General features: G+C 61.1%; 12 protein-coding genes. 5 read left to right on the top strand and 7 right to left on the bottom strand.

Going from position 1 to position 19,956, the window contains the following annotated elements:
- The first annotated feature begins 199 nt into the window (after positions 1-199).
- Positions 200-430: a hypothetical protein gene (locus J3P76_RS02285; protein ID WP_420767094.1), complete on the top strand. Its 231-nt coding sequence runs from the start codon at positions 200-202 to the stop codon at positions 428-430.
- Entirely contained in the window at positions 427-729 is a 303-nt protein-coding gene (locus J3P76_RS02290) for a cell division protein ZapA (protein ID WP_420767095.1), read from the top strand. Before J3P76_RS02285 ends, J3P76_RS02290 begins: the two co-directional genes overlap by 4 nt.
- A 162-nt stretch (positions 730-891) precedes the next feature.
- On the opposite strand, the gene J3P76_RS02295 is transcribed toward J3P76_RS02290, so the two are convergent.
- Positions 892-2,694 (bottom strand): acyl-CoA dehydrogenase, encoded by a 1,803-nt coding sequence (locus J3P76_RS02295; RefSeq protein ID WP_434608160.1) that lies wholly within the window; start codon positions 2,692-2,694, stop codon positions 892-894.
- 246 nt (positions 2,695-2,940) lie between these two features.
- The gene (putA, locus tag J3P76_RS02300) at positions 2,941-6,894 is read right to left on the bottom strand and encodes a trifunctional transcriptional regulator/proline dehydrogenase/L-glutamate gamma-semialdehyde dehydrogenase (protein ID WP_434561026.1); all 3,954 of its coding nucleotides are present in this window, start codon (positions 6,892-6,894) and stop codon (positions 2,941-2,943) included.
- Positions 6,895-7,370: 476 nt separating this feature from the next.
- On the opposite strand from putA, the gene putP reads away from it, so the two are divergent.
- Positions 7,371-8,855 (top strand): sodium/proline symporter PutP, encoded by a 1,485-nt coding sequence (gene putP / locus J3P76_RS02305; protein ID WP_434608157.1) that lies wholly within the window; start codon positions 7,371-7,373, stop codon positions 8,853-8,855.
- A gap of 73 nt (positions 8,856-8,928) precedes the next feature.
- Here the strand turns inward: putP and J3P76_RS02310 are convergent, their stop codons facing one another.
- Positions 8,929-9,429: a DUF2165 family protein gene (locus J3P76_RS02310; protein WP_434608154.1), complete on the bottom strand. Its 501-nt coding sequence runs from the start codon at positions 9,427-9,429 to the stop codon at positions 8,929-8,931.
- Between the two features lie 262 nt (positions 9,430-9,691).
- On the opposite strand from J3P76_RS02310, the gene J3P76_RS02315 reads away from it, so the two are divergent.
- Both J3P76_RS02315 and J3P76_RS02320 read left to right on the top strand, forming a co-directional pair.
- On the top strand, positions 9,692-11,728 hold the full coding sequence (locus tag J3P76_RS02315; RefSeq protein ID WP_434608152.1) for a type VI secretion system tip protein VgrG: 2,037 nt from the start codon (positions 9,692-9,694) through the stop codon (positions 11,726-11,728).
- Positions 11,729-11,855: 127 nt separating this feature from the next.
- Positions 11,856-12,695 (top strand): 23S rRNA (adenine(2030)-N(6))-methyltransferase RlmJ, encoded by an 840-nt coding sequence (locus J3P76_RS02320; protein WP_420766135.1) that lies wholly within the window; start codon positions 11,856-11,858, stop codon positions 12,693-12,695.
- 298 nt (positions 12,696-12,993) lie between these two features.
- Here the strand turns inward: J3P76_RS02320 and msrA are convergent, their stop codons facing one another.
- From msrA to aceF, 4 genes are all read right to left on the bottom strand, one after another.
- Positions 12,994-13,641 (bottom strand): peptide-methionine (S)-S-oxide reductase MsrA, encoded by a 648-nt coding sequence (gene msrA / locus J3P76_RS02325; protein ID WP_420766136.1) that lies wholly within the window; start codon positions 13,639-13,641, stop codon positions 12,994-12,996.
- A gap of 84 nt (positions 13,642-13,725) precedes the next feature.
- Positions 13,726-16,419 carry an EAL domain-containing protein gene (locus J3P76_RS02330; protein ID WP_434608150.1) on the bottom strand — a complete coding sequence of 898 codons (2,694 nt, stop codon included), beginning with the start codon at positions 16,417-16,419 and terminating at the stop codon, positions 13,726-13,728.
- 193 nt (positions 16,420-16,612) lie between these two features.
- On the bottom strand, positions 16,613-18,004 hold the full coding sequence (locus tag J3P76_RS02335; RefSeq protein ID WP_434608148.1) for an alkaline phosphatase D family protein: 1,392 nt from the start codon (positions 18,002-18,004) through the stop codon (positions 16,613-16,615).
- 294 nt (positions 18,005-18,298) lie between these two features.
- Positions 18,299-19,945 carry a dihydrolipoyllysine-residue acetyltransferase gene (aceF, locus tag J3P76_RS02340; RefSeq protein ID WP_434608146.1) on the bottom strand — a complete coding sequence of 549 codons (1,647 nt, stop codon included), beginning with the start codon at positions 19,943-19,945 and terminating at the stop codon, positions 18,299-18,301.
- Positions 19,946-19,956: the final 11 nt, after the last annotated feature.

The raw sequence follows: 19,956 nt of genomic DNA on the forward strand, positions 1-19,956 counted from the left end.
GGTCTTGCGACTGAAGTCTTGAGGGCGCTGCGTGCTTTTGTCGCACTCCACCGGCAACGGCGCGACGAAGGGTCGGAACCAGATTCCTTGTTCGCAGTCTCTACAGCTCGCCAGTGGTGCGCCGCTGTTCTCTGAGTCGTGGCGTTGACGATGACTTTTCTTTATCGTACGCGCCCCTTGAAAAACCCTGGAAATCAATATGTTGGAAACATCCCTCAGCCAGCTGGAGCAATTGGTCAACGACCTGGTGCAACAGAACCGTCACCTCGCCGGCCTGAATGAAACCCTGGGCGCCGAACTGGCGAAGGCCAAGGATGAAAACGAAAGTCTGCAATTGAGCCTGATGGAGCAGGAAGAACTCCACGGCACCACCACCGCCCGGATCCAGGCGCTGATCGAGCGCGCCAGCACCGCAACGGCCAGCGCATGAGTCAACGTGTCGATGGGGTGACAGTCGTCTCGATTCTCGGGGAGGACTATTCGATCAAGGCGCCGGCCGGGCAGGAGCAAGCGTTGCTGGACGCTGCTTCGATGCTCAAGGCGGCCCTGGCCGATACCAAGCGTAAATACCCGACCTTGATCGGTGATCGCCTGCTGGTATTGGCGGCCATGAATTTGTGTTCGCAACAGATCGAAATGCAGAAGCAGCATCGGGCGGAACTCGACCGTTACCAGGAGCAGGTCAGCGCCACGGTCGAAGTGATCTCCAAGACGATTCAGCAGGCCTGAGGCCACGGTCCGGCTTATAAGCGGCGTTGCCCGCACTTAAGTCATCGCGAGCAGGCTCGCTCCCACATGGGGGCTAAGTGAACACGAAACTGCGTTCACCGCCGATCATTGTGGGAGAGAGGCTGCTCGCGATTGGATGTCAGCCGCGCTACAGGCGCTGGCTCAGAACCATTCATCCCGCATTCCCAGGCAGGTGTCATCCCGCGCTTCGAGCAGCGTCAGCTCATGCTGGCAACCCGGCACTTCCCAGGTCAGGAAGTAGCGCGCCGCTTGCAGCTTGCCTTGATAGAAATCGACATCCGCCGCGTTCCCCTTGGCCAAGCCTTCCTCGGCACGAATCGCCTGTTCCAGCCAGCGCCAGCCGATCACCATGTGCCCAAACACTTTTAGGTACAGCGCCGAATTGGCCAGGCTATCGTTGACCTTGCCTTGGGCCAGGTCGGTCAGCAGGCCGAGGGTGACTGTTTGCAGGCGTGCCACCAAGGCTTCCAACGGCTGACGCAAGGGTGTCAGCGATTCGTACGCTTGGGCGCGCTCAGTGGTGTCGGCCACCAGGCGGATCAATTGCTTGAGCCCGGCACCGCCGTTCTGCGCCAGTTTGCGCCCCAGCAAGTCCAGGGACTGGATACCGTGGGTGCCCTCATGGATGGGATTCAGGCGGTTGTCGCGGTAATACTGCTCAACTGGGTATTCGCGGGTGTAACCATGGCCGCCGAGAATCTGGATGGCCAGCTCGTTGGCCTTCAGGCAGAACTCCGAGGGCCACGACTTGACGATGGGCGTGAGCAAGTCCAGCAACTCATGGGCGCGCCGACGCTCGGCTTCGCTTTCCAGCGTGGTGGTGTCGTCGAACAGGCGCGCCGCGTACAGGCCCAGGTCGAACGAACCTTCCACGTAGGCCTTTTGGGTCAGCAGCATGCGGCGCACGTCGGCGTGCTGGATGATCGCCACGGGGGCGGTGGTCGGGTCCTTGCTGTCAGGCACGCGGCCCTGCGGGCGTTCGCGGGCATATTCAAGGGAATACAGGTAGCCGGCGTAACCCAGCATCACCGCCCCCATGCCGACGCCGATGCGAGCCTCGTTCATCATCTGGAACATATAACTCAGGCCGTGGTGCGGTTTTCCTACGAGATAACCCACGCATTCGCCGTTGTCGCCGAAGTTCAGCGCCGTGGATGTGGTGCCGCGCCAGCCCATCTTGTGGAACAGACCGGCCAGCAGCACGTCGTTACGCTGGCCGAGGCTGCCATCATCGTTGACCAGGAACTTCGGTACGATAAACAGCGAAATACCCTTCACGCCCGGCGGCGCATCCGGCAGTTTCGCCAAGACCATGTGCACGATGTTTTCCGACAACGGATGGTCGCCGCCGGAAATGAAAATCTTGTTGCCCTTGAGCCGATAGGTACCGTCGGACGCCGGCTCCGCGCGTGTACGAATATCCGACAACGATGAACCCGCATGGGGCTCGGTCAGGGCCATGGTGCCGAAGAAGCGACCATCGATCATCGGTTGCAGAAAGCGCTGTTTCTGATCATCGCTGCCGAAGCTTTCGATCAGGTTCGCCGCGCCCATGGTCAGGAAGGGGTAGGACGTCGAAGCGGCGTTGGCCGACTGGAAGTGCGCAAAGCAAGCCTGGGACAGCAACGTTGGCAGTTGCATGCCGCCGGCCTCGAAACTGCGTGCGGCGTTGAGAAAACCAGCCTCCAGGAACGCATCCACCGCCGGCTTCACTTCCGGGATCAGGATCGCCTCGCCGTTTTCATAGCGTGGTTCGTTTTCGTCGTTCTTGCGGTTGTGTGGCGCGAAATGCTTTTCGGCAATGTTGCGTGCCGTGCCGATGGCCGCCTCGAAGGTTTCGCGATTGTGCTCGGCAAACCGTTCGCGCTGGGTCAGGCCTTCGGCATCAAGGACTTCATACAGCTCGAAAGCCAGATTGCGGGAACTGAGCAGCGTCTCGGACATGGCGGCCTACCTTTTCTTGGGATGGGCCGAGTCTAGGTCTGGGAATGGAGGCTGAACAGGATGATTGATTTGGGTGATGGAGCAGAAGGGGCGACGCTAATCTGAAAATGTGGGAGCGAGCCTGCTCGCGATAGCGGTGGGTCAGTCAGAGATGATTTCAACTGGCACACCGCTATCGCGAGCAAGCTCGCTCCCACAGGGATTTCGACGACCAGGCACCTATTGCAGATGCCTGGTTTGCAGCGTTTAGCCGATGGTCATCAGGCTGGCGTTACCACCGGCCGCGGCGGTGTTGACGCTCAGTGCCCGTTCGATGACCAGGCGCTCCAGCGCGATGTTGGTTTCGCCTTGGGACAAGCCATGCACGCCGACGATGGCACCGGCTCGCTTGGCCACTTGCTGGCAGACACCGCGCAGTTGATCCGAATCGCCGTGATGCAGGACGGCGTCGAACAGCACGTCGTCCTTGGTCCAGTCGGCAACGCGCTGGATGCGTGCCTGGATTTCCTTCGGCAAGCGTGCGAACACGGCCTTGCTGGTGTCGGACTCCGGCCATACCGCCGAGCCGCCGACGGCCAGTACGGCTGCCAGTTGTGTAAGCAAGTCGCCTTCCACATCCGCCAGGCACAGCACGTGCTCGCGGGGCAGGATGGCGTAGCTGTTACGTTCGCCTGTCGGGCCGGTGAGCTGGCGGGTGATGCCGCTTTGCGACTGGGCGGCGAACTGCACGCACAGGGCGCTCAGTTCGGCAAGCTTCTGGCTGTCGGCCCAGGTTTGCAGGGCGGTCAGCGGCTTGCTCATGGCGTCGCGCAGGCGCAGGTCTGGCGCGGCCAGGGCGTCGCCACGTACGAAGGATTGCTGGATCGCATCGGTAGGACGGGTCGACAGCAGGCGGTACAAGTACAGCGGGCCGCCGGCCTTCGGACCGGTGCCCGACAAGCCTTCGCCGCCGAACGGCTGCACACCGACCACCGCACCGACGATGTTGCGGTTCACGTAGACGTTGCCGGCATGAACGTTGTCGATCACCTTGGCGATGGTCTCGTCGATTCGGGTGTGCACGCCCAGCGTCAGGCCGTAGCCGGAGGCGTTGATCTGGTTGATCAACTGGTCCAGCTCCTTGCGCTTGTAGCGAACCACGTGCAGCACGGGGCCGAAGATCTCCCGTTGTAGCTCATCGAAGCTTTCCAGCTCGATCAGCGTCGGCATCACGAAGGTGCCGCGCTTGCATTCGTCGCTGTCGGCAATCGCCATCTGGTACACAGTGCGACCTTTATCGCGCATGGCCTGGATGTGCTTCTCGATACCAGCCTTGGCTTCGGCGTCGATCACCGGGCCGATGTCCACCGACAGACGCTCCGGGTTGCCGAGGCGCGATTCGGCCATGGCGCCCTTGAGCATTTCGATGACGCGGTCGGCGGAATCTTCCTGCAGGCACAGCACGCGCAGGGCCGAGCAACGCTGGCCGGCGCTGTCGAAGGCCGAAGACACCACATCGATGACCACTTGTTCGGTCAGCGCCGAGGAGTCGACGATCATCGCGTTCTGGCCGCCGGTCTCGGCGATCAGCGGGATTGGACGGCCCTGGTTGTCCAGGCGCCCGGCGATGTTGCGCTGCAACAGGCGGGCGACTTCAGTAGAGCCGGTGAACATCACGCCTTTGACGCGATCGTCACCCACCAGGCGGGCACCAACGGTTTCACCGCGGCCCGGCAGCAATTGCAGGACGCCTTCCGGAATACCGGCTTCGAGCAACAGGCGTACAGCCTGGGCCGCTACCAGCGGAGTCTGCTCGGCGGGCTTGGCCAGTACCGGGTTGCCGGCGGCCAATGCGGCGGCGACCTGGCCGCTGAAGATTGCCAGCGGGAAGTTCCACGGGCTGATGCAGACCACTGGACCCAGGGGGCGGTGGGCATCGTTGGTGAAATCGTTGCGGGCCTGCACCGCGTAGTAACGCAGGAAGTCCACGGCTTCGCGTACTTCGGCGATGGCGTTGGCGAAGGTCTTGCCGGCTTCACGGGCCAGCAGGCCCATCAGCGGCTGGATCTCGGCTTCCATCAGGTCGGCGGCGCGCTCGAGGATGGCGGCGCGTTCGGCCGGTGGCGTCGCCTGCCAGATTGGCGCGGCGTTGAGGGCGCATTGGATGGCGTTGTCGACGTCTTCGACCGTGGCTTCCTGGACGTGACCGACCACATCGCGATGATCGGCCGGGTTCAGCACCGGCGCCGGCGCTTCTTCGCTAGCGGCGCAACCGAGCATCGGCGCGGCTTTCCAGTTGTTGTGAGCAGTAGCCAGCAGGGCGCAGGACAACGAGGCCAGGCGATGTTCGTTGGCCAGGTCGATGCCGCTGGAGTTGGCGCGTTCGCTGCCGTACAGGTCGCGTGGCAGCGGGATGCGTGGATGCGGCAGGCCAAAACCGCCTTCCAGGGTAGCCATCTGCTCAATGCTTGCCACCGGATCGGCCACCAATTCCTGAATGGAAATGGACTGGTCGGCGATGCGGTTGACGAACGAGGTGTTGGCGCCGTTTTCCAGCAAGCGACGCACCAGGTAGGCCAACAGCGTTTCGTGGGTGCCGACCGGAGCGTACACACGGCACGGACGGTTCAGCTTGCCTTCGGAGACTTTACCTACAACTTGCTCGTACAACGGTTCACCCATGCCGTGCAGGCACTGGAACTCGTACTGGCCCGGGTAATAGTTCTGACCGGCGATGTGGTAGATGGCCGACAGGGTATGGGCGTTGTGCGTGGCAAATTGCGGGTAGATGACTTCTGGCACCGACAGCAATTTGCGTGCGCAAGCAATGTAGGAAACGTCGGTGTAAACCTTGCGGGTGTACACCGGGTAGCCCTCCAGGCCTTCGACCTGGGCGCGCTTGATCTCGCTGTCCCAGTACGCGCCTTTTACCAGGCGGATCATCAGGCGGTGACGGCTGCGACGGGCGAGGTCGATCACATAGTCGATTACGTATGGGCAACGCTTCTGGTACGCCTGGATCACAAAGCCGATGCCGTTCCAGCCGGTCAATTGCGGCTCGAAGCACAGGCGCTCGAGCAGGTCCAGGGACAGTTCGAGGCGGTCGGCCTCTTCGGCGTCGATGTTGAGGCCGATGTCGTATTGCTTGGCCAGCAGAGTCAGCGACAGCAGGCGCGGGTACAGCTCGTCCATCACCCGCTCGTACTGGGCGCGGCTGTAGCGCGGGTGCAGGGCCGAGAGCTTGATGGAGATGCCCGGGCCTTCATAAATCCCACGGCCATGAGACGCTTTGCCGATGGAATGGATAGCCTGTTCGTACGAGGCCAGGTACTTCTGGGCGTCATGCTCGGTGAGTGCGGCTTCACCCAGCATGTCGTAGGAATAGCGGAAACCCTTGGATTCGAACTTGCTGGCGTTGGCCAGGGCTTCGGCAATGGTTTCGCCGGTAACGAACTGCTCGCCCATCAGGCGCATGGCCATGTCGACGCCCTTGCGGATCATCGGCTCGCCGCTCTTACCGATGATGCGGCTCAGGGACGAGGTCAGGCCCGCTTCGTTATGGGTGGCGACCAGTTTGCCGGTCAGCAGCAGGCCCCAGGTAGCGGCGTTGACGAACAGCGACGGGCTGTTGCCCAGGTGCGGCTGCCAGTTGCCGGTGCTGATCTTGTCGCGGATCAGCGCGTCGCGAGTGCCCTTGTCCGGGATACGCAGCAACGCTTCGGCGAGGCACATCAGTGCCACGCCTTCCTGGGACGACAGGGAAAATTCCTGCAGCAAGCCCTGAACAATACCGGCACGACCGCCGGCACTCTTCTGGTTACGCAGCTTCTCAGCAATAGAAGCCGCCAGCTTGTTGGTGGCTTCGGCCATTTCGGCCGGCAGGCGCGCTTGCTCGATCAGCATCGGCACCACTTCCGGCTCTGGGCGACGGTAAGCGGCGGTGATGGAGGCGCGCAGGACCGATTGCGGCAGGATGCTCTCGGCGAATTCCAGGAAGCATTGATGAGCGTGGTCCGCTTGGACTTCGCCGGCATCGTCATTGTCGGCGCGGCTTGAACCGTTCAGCTCGGTCAGGGTTGCACCACCCTCGAGTTTCTCCAGGTAATTGAAAATTGCCTGCTTGATCAGCCAGTGCGGCGTGCGATCAATCGAAGTCGCGGCCGCCTTGAGACGTTCGCGGGTCGGGTCGTCGAGTTTGACCCCAAGGGTGGTGGTAGCCATATTTTTATCCTCATGTTTGCCACGTACCGCGTGGCATCAGCTGGCGGCAAGATTAGCTGCGAGCCGGGGGAGGTGCAACCGGGTGCAACCGGTTTTTTGTCGAAATTATGAGCAGTTCATCCGGATGGTCTGTAGTCCCTTTCATGAGAGCACCTGTTTGGTGCGAAAAATCTTGCAAAAGCTTCCTTCGATGCACCAATAGCGGGCAATAATTGCCATCCGTACGATTATTCCGACTGGGTGCAACTTATTTGAACGAAACTGGTTGCACCTTATTTGGATTGTTGAATAGCATTCGCGGCCAAGGTGCAACCGGTTCTGGGTACAAAAACCGGGTCGAGCTGCATCGGCTGATGGCTTTCCTGGGGAAACATCAGTCATAAAATTCGCGGGTCCACAAAACGTCCGCACAACGTTCGCGTTGTCGACGCTTTCAACTGCCACCGCACCATAAAAACAAAGCCAGGGCGTAACTCATGAGTGTTAGCAATCCCACCCTGATCACCTTCGTGATCTATATCGCAGCCATGGTCCTGATCGGCCTGATGGCTTATCGCTCCACCAACAACCTTTCCGACTACATCCTGGGCGGTCGCAGCCTGGGCAGTGTCGTGACGGCGCTTTCTGCCGGCGCTTCCGACATGAGCGGCTGGTTGTTGATGGGTTTGCCCGGTGCAATCTACATGTCCGGCCTGTCGGAGAGCTGGATCGCCATCGGCCTGATCATCGGTGCCTACCTGAACTGGCTGTTCGTGGCCGGTCGCCTGCGGGTCCAGACCGAGCACAATGGCGATGCGTTGACGCTGCCGGATTATTTCTCCAGCCGTTTTGAAGACACCAGTGGCTTGCTGCGGATCATCTCTGCGGTGGTGATCCTCGTGTTCTTCACCATCTATTGCGCTTCCGGCATCGTGGCCGGTGCACGCTTGTTCGAAAGCACCTTTGGCATGTCCTACGAGACGGCGCTGTGGGCCGGTGCTGCCGCGACCATCGCCTACACCTTCATCGGTGGTTTCCTGGCGGTCAGCTGGACCGATACCGTACAAGCCACGCTGATGATCTTCGCGCTGATCCTGACGCCGATCATCGTGCTGCTGGCCACGGGCGGCGTGGATACCACGTTCCTGGCGATCGAAGCGAAAGACCCGACTTCGTTCGACATGCTGAAAAACACCACCTTCATCGGGATCATCTCGCTGATGGGCTGGGGCCTGGGCTACTTCGGCCAGCCGCACATCCTGGCGCGCTTCATGGCGGCGGATTCGGTCAAGTCGATCGCCAAGGCGCGTCGCATCTCCATGGCCTGGATGATCCTGTGCCTGGGTGGCACCGTTGCCGTTGGCTTCTTCGGTATCGCGTACTTCTCGGCTAACCCAGAGGTGGCCGGTCCAGTGACCGAAAACCCTGAGCGTGTATTCATCGAGCTGGCGAAAATCCTGTTCAACCCATGGGTTGCCGGTGTACTGCTGTCGGCCATCCTCGCGGCAGTCATGAGCACTCTGAGCTGCCAGTTGCTGGTGTGCTCCAGCGCCCTGACCGAAGACTTCTACAAGACTTTCCTGCGCAAGAGCGCTTCCCAGGTAGAGCTGGTCTGGGTCGGCCGTGCCATGGTGCTGCTGGTGGCCCTGATCGCCATCGCCCTGGCCGCGAATCCGGAAAACCGCGTTCTGGGCCTGGTGAGCTACGCCTGGGCCGGTTTCGGTGCCGCCTTCGGTCCGGTGGTCCTGATCTCCGTGGTCTGGAAGAACATGACTCGCAACGGCGCCTTGGCCGGTATCCTGGTCGGTGCGATCACCGTGGTGGTCTGGAAGCATTTCGAGCTGCTGGGTCTGTACGAAATCATTCCGGGCTTCATTTTCGCCAGCCTGGCCATCTACTTCGTCAGCAAGATGGGCACGCCCACCACCGGCATGCTGCAGCGCTTCGAAGCGGCTGAGAAAGATTTCCGCTTGAACCAGTAAGGCTTTGGCGAGCCTGCAATGGCTCGCTCAAAACAGTAAAAAACGGCCCGCCTCCATTGGAGCGGGCCGTTTTTTATGGCTGAGGGTCCAAGTTGTCGGGCTGGTTGAGAAAAATCAGTACGCCCAGCAGCGCCATGTAGAACCTGAACGCGGCATCCTGGCCATTCCAGATCTCGGATTGCCACATCAGGAACCACTCGCCGCCAACGACCATGAAGCCGAAAAACCAGACGAAGAATCCGACCGTCAGCCCAACGATGGGCCATTTTTTTGCCCGATTGAAAGCCAGGCCATCCGCCCTGCGTGCCCGCCAGAGTGTCAGCCCGCCATAGGCCAGCAGCACGGTGGTGATTGCTTCGCCGAGGATGATCAGCCCATAAGCCCCGTGCCACATCCAGGGCTTGTCAATGGCCCGATATCGGGCGGCGTTGTTGGGAAAGGTGGTGTCCATGCTCAGCACATGCTGGACGAAATTGAAGTTGGAGCTGTAGTCCGTGACGTTGTTGAACACGGTCAGGAAGGCGAAGGCGGCAAGCGCCAGGATCATGGCGATTTTTGTATAGCGGAGGGTCATGGTTGCGTCCTTGGCTTTTACGACCAAACGACGTTATCACGCCTTTGCTCGATAGAAGGCCGGTCGCTGTGTAAGAAGCAGCTGATTACTTCGTACGAAGGCTTTCAGGATCGCGGTGTATGGATTGTCCATCGGAAAATGCAGCGTGCCTTGCAGCTTTTTGACTCTTGGGTGTAGGGGAAATCTGTTTTTCCTGACAATGGATCAACACTGCCAGTGGCTCGTGCAGAATCGCCCGTCTCATTCAGCAGAGGCACATCGGATGTTCGCGCCTGCCAATTCACCACGTTTCACGCTGGCGTTCGACAGCGGGCCAAATGACCTCAAGGTGCTTGAGTTCAAGGGCAAGGAAGCCATCAGCCAACCCTATTGCTTTGATCTGGAGCTGGTCAGCGATCGGCCCGACCTGGTGCTGGAGGACCTTCTGCATCGCCAGGCTTACCTGGGTTTCGATCACCGCGGCGGTGGGATACATGGCCAGGTCTACAGCGTGGCCCAAGGCGACTCGGGCAAGCGCCTGACCCGTTACCAGATCACCCTCGTGCCACGCCTGGCGTACTTGCGCCACCGCATCAACCGGCGAATTTTCCAGCATCTGAATGTGCCCGCCATCGTTGGCCTCGTCCTGAAGGATCACGGCATCCTGGCCGATGCATTCCAGTTCAGTCTGGGTGGGCAATACCCCGAGCGTGAATATTGCGTGCAGTACGGTGAAAGCGATCTGGACTTCATCGAGCGGCTATGTGCCGAGGTCGGCATCCATTACCACTTCCAGCACAGCCCTGACGGGCATCTGCTGGTGTTTGGCGACGACCAGACGATGTTCAAGCGTTTACCCGAGTCTACGCCGTACCTGCCGGGCAGCGGGATGGCTGGCGCTGCGCCGGCCATCAAGCGCTTGGCGGTACGGCACCAGGCGCGAACCACTGCGGTGACGCTACGCGACTATGACTTCCGCAAGCCTGGCCTGCTGCTGCAAGCCGGTCTCGGTGGGCAAGCGCCAGCTTCGCTTGAGGATTATCAATATCCCGGCCAATTCATCGACCGTGCCGATGGCAGCCACCTGGCCCGACGTTCCCTCGAGCGACACGGCGCGGACCACCTTTTGGCGGAGGGCAGCAGTGACGACAGCGCTTTCGCCAGCGGACATTTCATGCGCATCGAGGAGCATCCCCGCCCGCAATGGAATGATCTCTGGCTGTTGACGCAGGTCGATCACCGTGGCCGGCAGCCGCAAGTGCTGGAAGAGAACGCTTCGGTCGGCCCGGGTGAATTCCAGGGCTACGGCAATACCTTCCTGGCGACGCCCTGGGACGTTTTTTTCCGTCCGCCTTTGCAGCACAAGAAGCCGTCGATCAGTGGCTACCAGTCAGCGGTAGTGACCGGACCGGTGGGCAGCGAGATCCATTGCGATGAGTTCGGGCGGGTCAAGGTGCAACTGGTCTGGGATCGCGACGGTGCAGGTGATGAGCATTCCAGCTGCTGGCTGCGCGTGGCCACCGGCTGGGCGCACGATCGTTACGGCAGTGTGATGATTCCTCGGGTCGGCATGGAAGTGCTGGTCGGGTTCATGGACGGCGACGTCGACAAGCCGCTGGTGGTCGGTTGCCTGCCGAACGGAGCCAACCCGCTGCCGCTCGACCTGCCGGCCGACAAGACCCGCAGTATCCTGCGCAGCCAGAGCAGCCCCGGTGGTAGCGGCTATAACGAATTGCGCATCGAAGACCGCAAGGGCGCCGAGGAGATCTACCTTCGAGCCCAGCGCAACTGGACCCAGCATGTGCTGCATGACCAGCGCGTGCAGGTCGATCATGAGCGCAGCATCTTCGTTGCCGGCTTGTCCCGGCACGAACTCAAGGACGGCGAGCAGCGCATCACCCGGGGGCGACGGCAGGTTGAAGTTCGCCAGGACGATCACCTGATGGTGACGGGCGACCGGCATATCCGCGTCGCCAACCAGGCCCTGAGCGCTGCTGGGCGGTTTCATGTCAGCGCCGGCCAACAGATCGTGCTGGAGGGCGGCGCCACTGCGACCATCCAGGCCGGCGGGCACTGGATCAACATCGGACCGGGCGGAATCTTCAGCAGCGTACCCATCCAGGTCGGCGGCGCGCCGATGGTGGCGATGGGCGCCGAACCCGTTGCAGCGGGCGCTCCGGATAAACTTGCCGCCGCGCTGGCGCCACCGCTGTCCTTGGCGCAAATACTCAGTTTGAAAAGTCCTGCGCCGTTCTGTGAGGAGTGCGAACGCTGCAAGGAGGGTTCCTGTGCCGTGCCGTTGGCTGCGCTTGGGAGATAAGTTCAGAGATGCGCAGTGCAGCGTGAGCAAGCTCCCTCGCTACGGGGCGCTGTTCGTCCACTCGGCCGCCAACCCCTGACGTTGGGCGCGCTTCGAGGTAAACTCGTCGCCCTTCGCAGGAGCCGCCATGAATTATCGCCACGCCTTCCACGCCGGCAATCACGCCGATGTGTTCAAACACCTGACCTTGACCCGCCTCATCGCCTTGATGTCGCGCAAGGAGCAGCCCTTCGCCTACCTCGATACCCACGCAGGCATCGGGCTTTACGACTTGCAGGGCGACCAGGCCAGCCGTACCGGTGAATACCTGGAAGGCATCGCACGGTTGTGGGACCAGGACGACCTCCCGCCCCTGACCGCCGATTACATGAAAGTGCTGCGCGAGATGAACCCGGACGGCCAGTTGCGCTATTACCCGGGCTCGCCGGAGTTGGCACGGCGCCTGACCCGACCGCAGGACCGAGTATTGCTCAACGAGAAGCATCCGGAGGACGGCGTGCTGCTCAAGGACAACATGAAGGGCGACCGTCGCGTGGCGGTCCACTTGGGCGAAGGCTGGCATGTTCCTCGTGCGTTGTTGCCGGTGGCAGAGAAGCGCGCTCTGATGTTGATCGATCCGCCGTTCGAACAGCTGGATGAGATGCAGCGTTGCGCCGCGTCGCTCAAGGAAGCCGTCAGTCGGATGCGCCAGACCGTGGCGGCGATCTGGTACCCGGTAAAGGACCAGCGCATGTTGCGTCGTTTCTACCAGGACTTGGCCGGCACGGGCGCGCCTAAATTGTTGCGGGTGGAGTTGCTGGTGCACCCGCTGGCCACGCCCAACAGCCTGAACGGCTCGGGCCTGGCCATTGCCAATCCGCCGTGGGGGCTTGAGGAGGAACTGCGCGAGCTGCTGCCGTGGTTGTCCAGGAAACTTGGGCAGACCCAGGGTGGGTGGCAGATGGATTGGTTGATTGCTGAAAGCTGATCGCTGAGCCGATGCATTCAGGTCGTCAGGCAGGACGCCTTCGCGAGCAAGCCCGCTCCCACATGGGGTGTCGAGGTGTACGCGACATCTGTGTCCGCCCCGGGCCCCTGTGGGAGCGAGCTTGCTCGCGATGGCGGCGGCACATCCAACATCACCGCCCCAGATCCACCGCTATCGCGAGCAAGCTCGCTCCCACATGGGGATCTGAGGCGTACGCAAGAGTTATGTACGCCACCGGACCTGTGGGAGCGAGCTGGCTCCGGGCGGCGATCCGACGAAGCTTTTCAGGGCCCGACCGTCAGATCGGGCAGGTCACGCCCGTGCCGCCAATCCCGCAATAGCCTTCAGGGTTCTTCGCCAGGTATTGCTGGTGATACGCCTCGGCAAAGTAAAACGTCGGCGCTTCGTCGATTTCGGTGGTGATTTCTCCCAGCCCGGCCTTGCCCAGCTCAGCCTGGAACACTTCCTTGCTCTTCTTCGCCGCTTCCAGTTGCTCGGGCGTGGTGCAGTAGATCACTGAGCGGTACTGGGTGCCGATGTCGTTGCCCTGGCGCATGCCCTGGGTCGGGTTGTGCAATTCCCAGAACATCTTCAGCAAGTCGTCATAGCTGACTTTCTCCGGCTCGTAGACCACCAGCACGACTTCGCTGTGGCCGGTCAGGCCGGAGCATACTTCTTCATATGTCGGGTTTGGCGTAAAGCCGCCCGCATAACCCACCGCCGTGCTGACAACGCCTTCCCGTTGCCAGAACCTGCGCTCCGCGCCCCAGAAGCAGCCGAGGCCGAAGATGGCGAAGTCCACATTGGTGACGAATGGGCCCAACAGCGGCGCGTCGAGGACAAAGTGTTTTTCCGGCACGGCCATTGGGGTTTCACGGCCAGGGAGAGCTTGATCGGGAGTAGGAAGCACGTTTTTGTTCACCAGAATTTCCGAGCGCAAGACCATCATCAGTCCTCTCAGTCAGATTGAGTTGAGCGAAATAGACCGTCAGTGTGCCTCACAAAAGCCGCTGCAAGCTATAAGCGGCTGTCAGACCAGCGGACCGCGCGGGTAGCGCTTGAGCTTCTCGACGAGCTCTGCGCCGGGGATCGGCCGGTCGAAGAGGTAGCCTTGGCCGACGTCACAGCGGTGGCGCCGCAGGAAGGCGAGCTGCTGGGCGGTCTCGATGCCTTCGGCCACGACCTTGAGCTTCAGATTGTGGGCCATGGCAATCACCGCGGAGGTGATCTCCATGTCGTCCTGGTTGTCCGGGATTTCATGGATAAAGCTGCGATCGATCTTGATGATGTCGATCGGGAATTTCTTCAGGTAGCTCAGGGATGAATAACCGGTGCCAAAGTCATCCATCGCCAGGGTCAGGCCCAGGCGCTTGAGCTGGTCGAGTTGCAGGTGGGTGTCTTCGGTGGCTTCGAGCAGCAGGCCTTCGGTCAGTTCAAGTTCCAGCAGCCGCGCGGGCAATTGTTCTTCCTTGAGGATGCTGGCGATCGAGGCCACCAGGTCCGGGTCGGAAAACTGCTTGGGCGACAGGTTGATCGCCACTTGCAGATTGCCCAGGCCAGCCGCGGTCAGCTGTTTGCTCATGCGGCAGGCCTGGCGGGCGATCCATTTGCCGATGGGGATGATCAGGCCGGTTTCCTCGGCCACGCTGATGAACTGGTCAGGACGGATCATGCCTTTTTCCGGATGATTCCAGCGCAGCAGCGCTTCCATGCCCAGCAAGCGACCGCTGCGCAGACACAGCTTGGGCTGGTAGAACACGTCCAGTTCGTTCTGGGTCAAGGCGCGTCGAAGGTTGTTTTCCACGAACAGCTTGTAGCTGGCCTCGGCGTTCAGCGCCTCGGTGAACACCTGGACCTGGTGCTTGCCGTTGGCCTTGGCCTTGTGCAGAGCGAGGCCGGCGTTGCGCATGAGGGTCTGTGGGTCGCGGCCATGCAAAGGCGCGCAGGCCAGGCCCACGGAGCCGGTCACGCTGATCAACTGGTTATCGACGAACATCGGCTTGTCGAGCGTCATCAGCAGCTGGCTGGCGATCTGTTGGCCGGCCTCAAGGTCGGTGTCGTCCAGCAGCACCGCAAATTCGTTACTGGCGAAGCGCGCCAGGCTGCCGCTGGAGCTCAGGCTATTGCGCAGGCGCCGGGCCAGGCTGATCAGCAGTTTGTCGCCGGTCTGATGGCCGAGGCTGTCGTTGATGCGCTTGAAGTTGTCGATGTCCACCAGCAGCAGGCTGATGGGCGAATTGCTGTCGCGGGCGAAGCGTTCATCCAGGTTGCGGATAAAAGCCGGACGGTTGCCCAGGTTGGTCAGGTTGTCGGTGTAGGCCAGGCGTTCGATGCGCTGCTGGGCCAGTTTGGTCTGCGTGATGTCTTCGTAGATGCCGATGTAGTGGGTCAGCTCGCGGTTGTCGCCATAGACCTTGGAGATCGACAACTGGCCCCAGTAGGGTTCGAGGTTCTTGCGTCGGCTCTTGAATTCGCCCTGCCAGCTGTTGCTCTGGGCCAGGGCCGATGGCGCATCGAACAGCAGTTCGCTGAGGTTCTCCAGGGCCGGCAGTTCCGAGAGGCGCTGGCCGTGGACTTCTTCGGTGGTGTACTGGGTGATGGCGGTGAAGCTTGGGTTGACGTACTCCACCACACCGTCGCAATTGACCAGCAGGAACGCGTTGGCGCTCTGTTCCACGGCGCGCTGGAACAGGTGCAGGGCGCTGGTGGCGGTGCGGCGATTATGGTTGTTGATGACTTGGGCGAATTGGTCAGCCAGTTCGCCGGCGAAGGCGATTTCGTCCGACTGCCAGGCGCGGGTCGCGCCTACTTGCTCCAGGCAGAGCACCCCGACGACTTGCCCGTCGATACGGATGCTGGCGTCGAGGATGGCATTGACGTCCCGGGCCCGGAGGTTCTCGGCCAATTCCCGCGTGCGAGGGTCGCGCATCGCGTTATGGGCATCGATGGCGCGGCAGGTCTGCAACGCTTCCATGTAGTCTGGAAATTCGCTGGCGTTGATCACCTTTGGCAGGAAATGTTCCTGGGAGGCGCGATTATAGGCGGAGATCGGCAGCAGCTTGCCATCCTCCAGATTCCAGATGCTCGCGCAATCGATCTGGTAGATGTCACACGCGCTGCGCGTAATCAGCTCGGCGGCTTCTTGCAGGGATTTGTTGGCGCTGTAGCGCTGGCGAGTCAACAACAGGATCAGGTCTTGCTGGGCGCGGACCCGGTCCAGGTGCTGGAGTTGCTCCTGCTGCGCGCGTTGATTCAATTCCAGGGCGATCTGGAGCCTGGAGTTCTGGGTTTCCAGGTCCACGGCAGGCATGGATGGCCCGTCCTGCAGCAGGTCGTCCACCACCATCAGATAGCCGCGCAGCAGATGGCGATTGTGCTGCCTGTAGGCTTCACCGGTCTCCAGCAGGTTCATCGGCCCTTTGGCGGTGTGCAGTGTGTAGCGGATCAGATAGTGGGACGCCTGGGCCAACTGCTGTTGGATCGCGTCATGCAACTGATAGCGCGCTTCAGGCTCCATCAGGCTGGCGAAGGGAGAGCTGACCAGCGAGCAAAGCTCAACGGCCGGCAGGCCGAAGTAGCGTTCGCAGTTTGGATCGAGGAACAGCAACGCCCAGCTTGCTTCATTCAGCCGTTCGAAACGCAGCATACCGAGCCGCGAGGGCACCGGTAACTGCGTCACTACCTCGGCCGCCATACGACTGGCGGCATCGGGTTGGCTTTTCATGGGGAGACTCGCTTCGAAAATGCTGATCGCGCCGGGCTGACGCCCTCGTTATTACGGATTGCCGCAAGGTTGCATCATTGCGGCACTGGCTGACAAGAGACATGAAGGCCAAGTGCTATAAACCTTTTATCGGCCGACGAGGGGATTTCTCCAGTTGTCGGCCGATCAGAGGTGTTCCCTGGGCTACGCAAGCTCAGCGCAACGGTATGTCGACGACCTCCAAGGGATCTCCGTCACGGTCATGAAACGTCACTTGAACGCTCTGGGCCGTGACTTTCAGCTGGGCAAAGTTGTCCTGGCTGATCACCTTGCCGGTCAGCTCGTATTGATACTCACCGCTTGGAGCCCGAGCCATGGGTTTGCCGGGAATAAAAGTCGAGGCATTGGCGTAAGGCAACAGCCTGCTGTTGCAAAATGGCGACGAGACGACTGTGTGGATTTGGAAGTCAGGATCCTGGCTGTGGGTCAGCATGCTCGTCAGGGAACCGTGCACGTCACCAGAGACGAAGATCACATTCTTGATCCGATGGCTGCGGATGGTTTCAAGCAAGCGTAGCCGTTGCTCTGGAAACGCTTGCCAGGCATCCCCTGCGTTGAATTTGCGGTCGGGGTAGAACATGACACCGGTGACGACGAATTTGACCCGGTAGGGGCTGTCGATCAGCCATGTCAGCAGCGAATGTTCCTGTTCTTCATCCAGGATGCGCCGGTTGTTTGCCGACAGGTTGCGTCGAGTCCGGCTGTCGGTAACGAACCATCCTGTATTGCCATGGGCAAATGTATACCAGTAGCGGGTGAGTGGCCTTAACGTGCCGTCATCCAGAAGTTCATGGGCCGGGCTGTGACTGGCTTGATAAAGCTCGTAAGTATCAAGAGCGTTTGTATAGAGAGTTTCGTCTTGGTGATTCTTCTTGGCGGGCCAGTTGTCCTTTATTTCATGATCGTCGAGCATCATGTAAGTCGGCACGCTGGACATCAGTTTTTTAATATGGGGTTGGGAAAAGGCAGTTCGGTACTTGAATAACATGTCCTTGAGGTTGCGGTCCGGCGCAATGAAATTCAGGTCGTCGAGATACACTTGGTCGCCGGTCATCACTACTGCGCTGATGGGTGGGTTGGCTCGCTCCACGATTCGGTTGATACCCGCGAATGTGCGATCCCCCCGTTCCGGTGTCGCCGGGACACCCGCGGTAATGCGCAGGTATCGACACGAGCCGACGATATAGCTGCGTGGGGCGTCGGTCTCGCTGGAGGGCGTGCGCAACTGGTAAATCTCCTTGGGCCACTGCAGCGGCAGCTCCAGTATGGTCTCTGGAGTGTGCGCCGGGCTCAATGTGCTTTTCCAGCCGGCCTGGTATTCATAGAAGGTGTCGGGCTCAAGGCCCTTCAATACGATGACACCGGCTAAGTCGCGATAAGAAACCAGTCGGATGAACTGTCCCCTGGACCAGGCCGTATCGCCTTTTCGGCGGTAGCGGATACCGGCGAATAAAGGATTGTCGGTGTTCCCATCGCCTCGTAGAAAGATACGAGCGTGGTGGGTTGTCGTGTGGCCAATAATAGGGCCTACCGTTGGCTTTAACATGTTCGAATCCATTCGAAGTTTATATTTTCGTCAGCGCCAAAGTTGTTGGGCGCGCTGGATTCATGCTAAAGCCGCAAGCAGGTTAAATATCGGTAGGGCAGGGGGCGGTAGTTGTGGGCAACGACTACCAGAGCAAGTAGTCTTTTATGCGCAAGGGGGTAGGAAAAACCGTTGGTGAAATACGGTTTTAGCCCGAGCAAAAAAAGCCCCGCCAAACGGGCGGGGTTGAGGTACGAGCGTGGCGCTCGGAAAACAGCAGTCAAACGGCCCTCCGCAAGGGAGGGCCGTTCGGTATTACAGCAGGATGGTGCGGATGTCGCCCAGCAGGTCACTCAAGCGCTTGGTGAAGCGCGCTGCGGCGGCGCCGTTGATCACGCGGTGATCGTAGGACAGCGACAGTGGCAGCATCAGCTTCGGCTGGAAGGCTTTACCGTCCCAGACTGGCTGGATGGTGGCCTTGGAAACACCCAGGATCGCCACCTCCGGCGCGTTGACGATCGGCGTGAAGCCGGTGCCGCCAATGTGGCCGAGGCTGGAGATGGTGAAGCAGGCGCCCTGCATGTCGTCGGCGGTGAGCTTCTTGTTCCGGGCTTTTTCGGCCAGGGCAGCGGCTTCGCCAGCCAGTTGCAGCAGGCTCTTCTGGTCGACGTTGCGGATGACCGGTACCAGCAGGCCTTCCGGGGTGTCGACGGCAAAGCCGATGTGCACGTATTTCTTGCGGATCACAGCCTTGCCGCTTGGAGCCAGGGAGCTGTTGAAGTCCGGCAGTTCCTTGAGCAGGTGCGCGCAGGCCTTGAGCAGCAGCGGCAAGACCGTCAGTTTCACGCCGGCCTTTTCCGCCACGGCTTTCTGCGCAACGCGGAAAGCTTCCAGCTCGGTGATGTCAGCCTGGTCGAACTGAGTCACGTGCGGGATGTTCAGCCAGCTGCGGTGCAGGCTCGACGCGCCGATCTGCATCAGGCGAGTCATGGCCACTTCTTCGGTTTCGCCGAAGCGGCTGAAGTCCACCGCCGGGATCGGCGGGATGCCCGCGCCGCCGGTGGCGCCTTCGGCCGGTGCGCTCTTGGCCTTCTGCATCATGGCTTTGACGTAGGCTTGCACGTCTTCCTTGAGCACACGACCGTGAGGGCCGCTCGGGCCTACGGCGGACAGCTCGACACCGAATTCACGGGCCAGCTGACGCACCGCAGGGCCAGCGTGCACCTTGGCACCGCTAGGCGCAGGCGCCGCGGCGACAGGGGCAGGAGCCGCTTCGGCCTTGGCGGCGGGGGCGGCGGCTGGCGCTGGCGCTGGGGCGGCTTCGGCCTTGGCAGCAGGCGCAGCAGCCGGGGCTGGCGCGGCAGGCGCCGAGGCACCGGCCACTTTCAGCTTCAGGATCAGGTCACCGGTGCCGACTTCGTCTTCCAGCTTGATCTCGACGCTTTCCACCACACCGGCGGCCGGCGATGGGATTTCCATGCTGGCCTTGTCGGATTCCAGGGTGATCAGCGACTGGTCGGCTTCGACGGTGTCGCCGGCCTTGACCAGTACTTCGATGATCTTGGCCTTGCCCGACGAACCGATGTCCGGGACATGGATGTCCTGAACAGTGGCGGCGGCAGGCGCGGCGGCCGGAGCTGGAGCCGCTTCGGGAGCGGGCGCAGCGGCAGGCTTTTCAGCCGCCGCCGGGGCAGCAGCAGGGGCGGCCGCTTCAGGTGCCGCGGCGGCGCCCTCGACTTCCAGCTCCAGCAACTCGTCGCCTTCCTTCAGGCGATCGCCCAGCTTCACTTTCAGGCTCCTGATGACACCGGCCTTCGGCGCAGGCACTTCCATGCTGGCCTTGTCCGATTCAAGCGTCAGGATGCTCTGGTCGGCTTCGATGCGGTCGCCGACCTTCACAAACAGTTCAATTACTTCACCTTCACCGCTGCCGATGTCAGGTACGCGAATGAGTTCGCTCACGAAAATTCTCC

Source organism: Pseudomonas sp. D1-36, assembly GCF_051132205.1.
In the GTDB taxonomy this organism is placed as follows: Bacteria; Pseudomonadota; Gammaproteobacteria; order Pseudomonadales; family Pseudomonadaceae; genus Aquipseudomonas.

Excerpts from the sequence above, each read along its gene's own strand:
- putA (WP_434561026.1), bottom strand. The coding sequence starts at position 6,894 with ATGGCTACCACCACCCTTGGGGTCAAACTCGACGACCCGACCCGCGAA.
- J3P76_RS02290 (WP_420767095.1), top strand. The coding sequence starts at position 427 with ATGAGTCAACGTGTCGATGGGGTGACAGTCGTCTCGATTCTCGGGGAG.
- msrA (WP_420766136.1), bottom strand. The coding sequence starts at position 13,641 with ATGGTCTTGCGCTCGGAAATTCTGGTGAACAAAAACGTGCTTCCTACT.
- J3P76_RS02295 (WP_434608160.1), bottom strand. The coding sequence starts at position 2,694 with ATGTCCGAGACGCTGCTCAGTTCCCGCAATCTGGCTTTCGAGCTGTAT.
- J3P76_RS02335 (WP_434608148.1), bottom strand. The coding sequence starts at position 18,004 with ATGTTAAAGCCAACGGTAGGCCCTATTATTGGCCACACGACAACCCAC.
- J3P76_RS02310 (WP_434608154.1), bottom strand. The coding sequence starts at position 9,429 with ATGACCCTCCGCTATACAAAAATCGCCATGATCCTGGCGCTTGCCGCC.
- J3P76_RS02330 (WP_434608150.1), bottom strand. The coding sequence starts at position 16,419 with ATGAAAAGCCAACCCGATGCCGCCAGTCGTATGGCGGCCGAGGTAGTG.
- J3P76_RS02320 (WP_420766135.1), top strand. The coding sequence starts at position 11,856 with ATGAATTATCGCCACGCCTTCCACGCCGGCAATCACGCCGATGTGTTC.
- J3P76_RS02285 (WP_420767094.1), top strand. The coding sequence starts at position 200 with ATGTTGGAAACATCCCTCAGCCAGCTGGAGCAATTGGTCAACGACCTG.
- putP (WP_434608157.1), top strand. The coding sequence starts at position 7,371 with ATGAGTGTTAGCAATCCCACCCTGATCACCTTCGTGATCTATATCGCA.
- J3P76_RS02315 (WP_434608152.1), top strand. The coding sequence starts at position 9,692 with ATGTTCGCGCCTGCCAATTCACCACGTTTCACGCTGGCGTTCGACAGC.